Annotated in this window: 7 protein-coding genes; 5 read left to right on the plus strand and 2 right to left on the minus strand. The window is 72.6% G+C overall.

The features are described from left to right. Position 1: 1 nt before the first annotated feature. On the plus strand, positions 2–1,492 hold the full coding sequence (gene gatA, locus ABZX10_RS07555) for an Asp-tRNA(Asn)/Glu-tRNA(Gln) amidotransferase subunit GatA (RefSeq protein ID WP_355536644.1): 1,491 nt from the start codon (positions 2–4) through the stop codon (positions 1,490–1,492). A gap of 179 nt (positions 1,493–1,671) precedes the next feature. Further along, on the plus strand, positions 1,672–2,574 hold the full coding sequence (locus ABZX10_RS07560) for a DUF559 domain-containing protein (RefSeq protein ID WP_355536685.1): 903 nt from the start codon (positions 1,672–1,674) through the stop codon (positions 2,572–2,574). A 91-nt stretch (positions 2,575–2,665) separates the two neighbouring features. Here ABZX10_RS07560 and ABZX10_RS07565 read toward each other — a convergent pair whose 3' ends face one another. Both ABZX10_RS07565 and ABZX10_RS07570 read right to left on the minus strand, forming a co-directional pair. Further along, positions 2,666–3,859, minus strand: coding sequence for an alpha/beta-hydrolase family protein (locus ABZX10_RS07565; protein WP_355536647.1), 1,194 nt, complete (start codon positions 3,857–3,859; stop codon positions 2,666–2,668). After that, entirely contained in the window at positions 3,856–4,419 is a 564-nt protein-coding gene (locus ABZX10_RS07570) for a hypothetical protein (protein WP_355536650.1), read from the minus strand. The genes ABZX10_RS07565 and ABZX10_RS07570 overlap by 4 nt, the downstream gene beginning before the upstream one ends. A 112-nt stretch (positions 4,420–4,531) precedes the next feature. Between ABZX10_RS07570 and ABZX10_RS07575 the strand changes: the two genes are divergently transcribed. The 3 genes from ABZX10_RS07575 to ABZX10_RS07585 form a co-directional block, all read left to right on the plus strand. Then, positions 4,532–5,800, plus strand: a complete 1,269-nt coding sequence (locus ABZX10_RS07575) for a histidine kinase (RefSeq protein ID WP_355536653.1) — start codon at positions 4,532–4,534, stop codon at positions 5,798–5,800. Between the two features lie 10 nt (positions 5,801–5,810). Next, entirely contained in the window at positions 5,811–6,467 is a 657-nt protein-coding gene (locus ABZX10_RS07580; RefSeq protein ID WP_355536656.1) for a response regulator transcription factor, read from the plus strand. A gap of 49 nt (positions 6,468–6,516) precedes the next feature. After that, positions 6,517–6,752, plus strand: a 236-nt coding sequence (locus ABZX10_RS07585; protein WP_355536688.1) for a 6-phosphofructokinase, incomplete at its 3' end; no start/stop codon positions are given.

The following is a 6,752-nucleotide window of genomic DNA, read 5'->3' on the forward strand; positions in this document are numbered from 1 at the left end:
CATGACCGAACTTCGAGCATCGAACGAGATCACGGGTTCCACCGCCGCCGACCTGGCCGCGAAGATCGCCGCCGGCGAGCTGAGCTCCGTCGAGGTCACGAGCGCGCACCTGGACCGGATCGCCGAGGTCGACGGCGAGCTGGGCGCCTTCCTGCACGTCGGCGCCGATGCGGCCCTGGCGGCGGCGCGCACCGTCGACGAGGCCCGGGCCCGCGGCGAGCAGCCCGCGTCGGCGCTCGCCGGCGTGCCGCTGGCGCTCAAGGACGTGTTCACCACGACCGACGCGCCGACCACGTGCGGCTCCAAGATCCTCGAGGGGTGGACCGCGCCGTACGACGCGACGGTCACCGCGAAGCTGCGCGCCGCCGGCATCCCGATCCTCGGCAAGACGAACATGGACGAGTTCGCCATGGGCTCGTCGACGGAGAACTCGGCGTACGGCGTGACCCGCAACCCGTGGGCCGCCGACCGCACTCCCGGCGGCTCCGGCGGTGGCAGCGCCGCGGCGCTCGCCTCGTACGAGGCGCCGCTCGCCATCGGCACCGACACCGGCGGTTCGATCCGCCAGCCCGCGTCGCTGACGGCCACCGTCGGCGTGCGCCCGACCTACGGCGCCGTCAGCCGCTACGGGTTGGTCGCGTGCGCGTCGTCGCTGGACCAGGGCGGGCCCTGCGCACGCACCGTCCTCGACACCGCGCTGCTGCACGAGGTGATCGCCGGGCACGACCCGCGCGACTCGACCTCGCTGGACGCCCCGGTTCCCGGGGTGGTCGCTGCCGCGCGGGCCGGGGCCTCGGGCGACCTGAAAGGCGTGCGCGTCGGCCTGGTGAAGGAGTTCGGCGCCGACGGCACCGAGCCGGGGGTGCAGGCGTCGTATCTGAAGGCCGTGCAGCAGCTGCGGGACCTGGGCGCCGAGACGGTCGAGGTGTCGCTGCCCACGCTGCGGTACTCGCTGGCCGCGTACTACCTGATCCTCCCGTCGGAGGTCTCCTCGAACCTCGCCCGGTTCGACGCCATGCGTTACGGCTTGCGCACCGGCGACGACGGTACGCATTCCGCGGACGAGGTCATGGCGCTCACCCGCGAGGCCGGTTTCGGTCCGGAGGTCAAGCGCCGCATCATCATCGGCACCTATGCGCTGAGCTCGGGCTACTACGACGCCTACTACGGCAGTGCCCAGAAGGTCCGCACCCTGCTCGCGGACGACTTCGCCCGCGCCTACGAGAGCGTCGACGTCATCGTCTCGCCCACCACGCCCACCACGGCGTTCAAGCTGGGGGAGAAGGTCGGCGACCCGCTGGCGATGTACCTGTTCGACCTGTTCACGCTGCCGACGAACCTCGCCGGTCACTGCGGCATGTCGGTGCCCTCGGGACTGTCGACGGACGACGGCCTGCCCGTCGGCCTGCAGATCCTGGCGCCCGCGCAGGCGGACGACCGGCTCTACCGCGTCGGCGCGGCCTACGAGGCCGCCCGCGGCCCCGTCGCCTGACGGTCCGCATAGCCCGACGGTGCGCAGTAGCCCGACGGTGCGCGGCGGCACCGTCGGGCACCGCCCCGGAACTTAACAGCGTTAGCCCAGGGAGCTTCCTGCGGAAACGTGTGCATCCGCCGCTTGTTACTCACGGGTAATCAACCCGCGGGAACCGGATCGTGGGTCCGGTGCGTCCAATGGGCATGGGGGCGTTCGAGCGCGAGGTACATCGCTCGGCGGAGTTGATCGCCGACGTGGGCCGGTATGCGGCGGAGAAGGACTACCGCTGCATCACGCCCGGGTTCCGCGTTCCGCGAGGGGTGACGGGAGGGACCGTCGGCGACCTCGCCACGGCGATGATCCGGGAGTATCCCGGCTCGGCACTGTGCGGCTGGACCGCCGCACGACTGCATCTGCACACCATGGCGAAGTCGCGGGAGCTCGTGGAAGTGCTGGGCCCCAAGCAGATCCGTCGTCGCGGCGTGATCAGCCGGACGGCGGAGTTCACCGCCGACGACGTGGTGATCCGCTACGGACTGCCCTGCACCGCACCGATCCGTACGGCCATGGACCTCATGCGCTACACCCGCGGCGATGAGGGCATCGCCGCCGCAGATCAGTGCCTGCGCGTGTTCGGGAGGCCGGCCACGGCGCACCGTCCGGCCTGGGTGGCCCGACCGGCGATGGCGACGGTGGAACAGATCGAGGCCGAGCTCGACCGACGGGAGTGGTGGCGGGGCAGCCGGATCCGCGAGGTGCTGCGAGAGGCCGACGGCCGTTCGCAGTCCCCATGGGAGACCTTCTCGCGGTTGACGCTCCACCGCGCCGGCCTGACGAACATGATCCCGCAGGTCCCGGTTCTCGACGGCGAGTACTTCCTCGACCTCGCCGATGAGGAGTACAAGGTGGCCGTCGAGTACGACGGGGCCCATCACCGCGACGGGAAGCAGCACGCCGCCGACGTCGAGCGGTGGAACGTGCTCGAGAAGGACCTGGGCTGGAACCTCATCATCGTGACGGCCGGGCCGCTGGCGAACCGTCCGGAGGTCCTGCTCCGCAGGGTGCGCAGGGGACTGAGCGAGCACGACTTCACCGCCTAGCCGAGTTACCCGCGGGTAGCAAGCAACGGATGCACACGTTTCCGCAGGAAGCCATCTGGGCTAACGCTGTTACGTACGAACGGGGCGAGGGTCAGGCGGCTGCGGCGGGGAGGGCGGACGACGCGGTGAGACCGCTCACCAGGGCGGAGCCCTGCCGCTCGTCGTAACGGTGGCCCAGCCCGGGCGGCGGGGCGGTGGCGCCCAGCAGGTCGACGGTGGCCTGGAGGAATCCGAGCAGCGGAACCCACGGCGGGCGCGGTGTCGCGCTGCCGGGTGCCGTCGCGGCGCGGTCGGGCGGTGTGACGAGCAGCCGCGGCGACCAGATCCCGACCGGGTCGGAGGCGTTGAGTTGCGCGGGGCCGGCGAGCGCGACCCCCGCCGGTGTGCCCACCTGCAGGGTCGCCGCGATCGGGGCCCGCAGCTCCTCGGCCCGCCGCTGCGCGGCGATCACACCCACCGTCCCCAGGCTCTGGCCGTACAGGCGCAGCGCGGTCGACGGTGCCCGCCTGTGCAGTTCGTCGATGAGGGCCACCGTCGTCGCCGCGGCGGCGTCGCGGTGCAGCACGAACGACTGCCAGCTCGGCATCTGCGTGTACTGCACGGCCACGATCGCGCTGTCGCCGCACATCGCCTCCTCGACGCCGCGGACGAAATGAGGGTCGACCCAGCCGGATCCCGTGGGGACCGCGACCACGACGGCCCGCCGCGCGAGCCCGCCGGCCGCGACGAGCCGGTCGACCGCGACGGCGGCGCGCCGGGCGGGGGAGGCACCGTCGGACAGGGAGGCGTACACCCGCACGCCGGGCGTGCGCGAGCCGATGTCGGCGAAACGTTGTGCATACGAGGCGGACTCCTCGGGCGGTCGGGCCGTCGCGGGCCAGGCGACCCCCGCCGCAGCCACGATCGCCACCACCGCGGCGACCGCGGCCCGCAGCCGGACGGACCACAGGACGGCGACCGCGAACGGCGCAGCTCCGACCACGCCCACCAGCACGGCGAACCCCAGCGGCCCCACCGGACCCACCCCCGCGGCCGCTCGCAGATGGTTCTGCCACAGCAGCCATCCCACGAGCGCGGCGGCGGCGAGGCACCCGGCGGCGCGGTAGTGCACGGATCGCCGGCGCGCGATCACCACCCCGATGCCGGCGCCCACGGCGCCGAACACCAGGCACACCACCACCTGTACGACGACCGCACGCGGCAACTGGTTCGGGAACGCCGCGCAGGCGACCCCGACGGCGTACCCGGTCGGTACGCCCGCGCGCAGCCGCGGCGCCGCGATCACAGCCGGCCCCCGACGGTGAGCCAGCTCGTCGCGAGCTCGGCGACGGACTCGGCGCGGGGCGGACCGTCGTGCTGGCGCCAGGTGTTGGCGCGGACGGCGAGCACGGCGATCCCCGCGACCTCGGCGCACTGCCGACGCTGCTGGACGGGCCGGGCGCCGCACGCGGCGGACAGCCGCTCCGCGAGGGTGTCGTCGATGAGCCGGCGCGCCCACCCCCCGAGTGGGTGCCCGGCGGCGTCGGCGTGCCGCAGCAGGTCGTAGCCGAGGTCGTGCGCCTTGCACGGCGCGTCGAAATCGGCGGGCAGGGGTACGACGGACGAGCATTCGCCGTGCGGGTCGACCGCGTAGCCGGGTCCGGCGGCGGCGACGTAGCCGAAGCCGGCGGGGATCGAACGGATCTGGTCGGCGACGGCCACCGTCGGGGCGGAGACGGCGCGGACCGCCGCGGCCGAGGGCGCGTCTTCTGCGGGCACGACGTTCTCCGCGGCGGCGGGTAGGGAGATGCCGAAGGACAAGGGAACGGCGAGTACGGCTGCGGCGGCGAGCATGCGGCGGGTCATGGCGACGACGCTAGGAACGCCCGGCGCAGCGGCGGATCGGCTGTGCGAGTGGTCCGATCTCACCCGAAAGTATGAGGACGGCGTGCGCGCGCCGCCCCTAGCGTCGTCTTCCATGAGGACGACCACGAAGAGGATCGAGCGGATCGGGCGAGCGACGGTGCGCGCCGGCCGCTACCTGGACCGGCAGAGCGCCCTGCACATCAAGGCCCCCGACGGTGCGCTGCACGCGACGCCGCTCGGGATCTTCCTGTCCCGGAAGGTCAACTGGTTGTTCCTCCTGGTCGCGCTCATCATGTGGGCGGTAGCCTGGCCCACCCTGAACGAGCAGTTCACCGTTCCCGCGGCGCTGCTGCCGATCATCAGCGGGCTGTCCGTGCTGCCCATCGCGATCGCCTGGGCGCACCCGCGCGCCGCATGGGGGATCGTCGCCGCGACGGCGGCGGTCTTCCCGCTCCTGTGGTTCGACGCGAAGCAGGACTGGCAGTGGAACTGGCAGGTCTCGCTGATCATGGCGATGCTGATCACCAGCTGGATCGCCTTCCTCAAGTGTCCGCCGCTCGACGCCGTGGCCATCGCGGCGGCCTCGTCGGTGCTGTTCTGGATCAACGCGCAGGACGGCACCGGCGGCGGATGGGTCGCGGGGATCATGGTCTCGCTGGTGATCATCCTGCTGCTGCGGCTGGCGCTGCAGTCCCGCACCCGCCTCGAGGAGCAGACCGAGGTCAGCGAGCTCGAGCGTGGCCGCCGCGCCATCCTCGAGGAGCGCACGCGCATCGCCCGCGACCTGCACGACATCGTCGCTCACCGGATGTCGCTCGTCGTGGTCCAGGCACAGACCGCGCAGTACCGGGTGCCCGACGTCTCCGAGCGGGCCCGCGCCGAGTTCGACGGCATCGCCGTCTCCGCCCGCGAGGCCCTCAACGAGGTTCGGGCGCTGCTCGGCGTGCTGCGGCTCGACGACGCCTCCGCGGAGCTCGCGCCCGCCCCCGGGCTCGGCGGCGTCGACGAGCTCATCGACGGCGCCCGCGCGGCCGGCGTCGTCGTCGAATACCTTCCCCTGCCCGACCCGTCCGCGATCGGCGAGACCACCGCGCTCGTCGCCTACCGCATCGTCCAGGAGTCCATCGCGAACGCGACCCGGCACGCCCAGGGCGCCGCGATCACCGTCGCCCTGACCCTCGACGGGGGCACGCTGAACCTGCGTGTCGAGAACGGGCCCCGCACCTCCGACGCCGACCTCGGCGGCCCCGGACTCGGGCAGGGTATCCCCGGGATGGCGGAACGGGCGCGCACCGTCGGCGGCTCGCTGTCCGCCGTCCCGACGGTGGGCGGGGGTTTCGCCGTGCGCGCCACGCTCCCCGCCCGGCCCGACGGGGCCTAGGCTCACGAGGGTGTCCATCACCGTCTTCATCGCCGACGATCAGGCCATGGTCCGCCAGGGCTTCGGTGCCCTGCTGGGTGCGCAGCCCGACATCTCCGTGATCGGGGACGCCCCCGACGGCAAGGCCGCCGTGGCCGAGGTCGCGCGGCTGCGGCCCGACGTCGTGCTCATGGACGTCCGCATGCCGGAGATGAACGGGCTCGAGGCCGCCGCCGAGATCCTGCGCCGGCACGACGGGGTCCGCGTGCTCATGCTCACCACCTTCGACATCGACGACTACGTCTACGAGGCGCTGCGGGTCGGTGCGTCCGGGTTCATGCTCAAGGACGCGCCCGCGGAGGAACTGATCCGCGCCGTCCGGGTGGTGCACGAGGGCCAGTCGCTGCTGGCGCCGTCGGTCACCCGCCGGATGATCGCCGAGGTGACCGCCGCGCGGGCGCACCGTCGGACCGCGCCGCCCGAGCTGAAGACCCTCACGCCCCGGGAGCGGGAGGTCCTGGAAGCGATCGCGGCCGGACGGTCCAACGCCGAGATCGCCGAGGCGCTGTTCGTCTCGGACCAGACCGTGAAGACACACGTCAGCAAGGTCCTGCAGAAGCTCGGGCTGCGCGATCGGGCGCAGGCGGTGGTCTACGCGTACGAGACGGGCGTCGTCACGCCGGGATGATTGTCCTGACAGGTCACGGGTCGGCGCGGCAAGATCTACGTCCATGAGTCTGCGCATCGGTGTGTTGACAGGTGGTGGTGACTGTCCTGGGTTGAATGCGGTGATCCGGGCGGTGGTCCGGACGTGTGATTCGCGGTACGGGTCGGCGGTGGTCGGGTTTCAGGACGGGTGGCGGGGCCTGTTGGAGGATCGGCGGGTGCAGTTGTCCGACGATGAGCGCAACGATCGGCTGCTGACCAAGGGCGGCACGATGCTGGGCACGGCCCGTACCCATCCGGATGTGCT

Source organism: Tsukamurella sp. NPDC003166, assembly GCF_040611135.1.
Lineage (GTDB): Bacteria > Actinomycetota > Actinomycetes > Mycobacteriales > Mycobacteriaceae > Tsukamurella.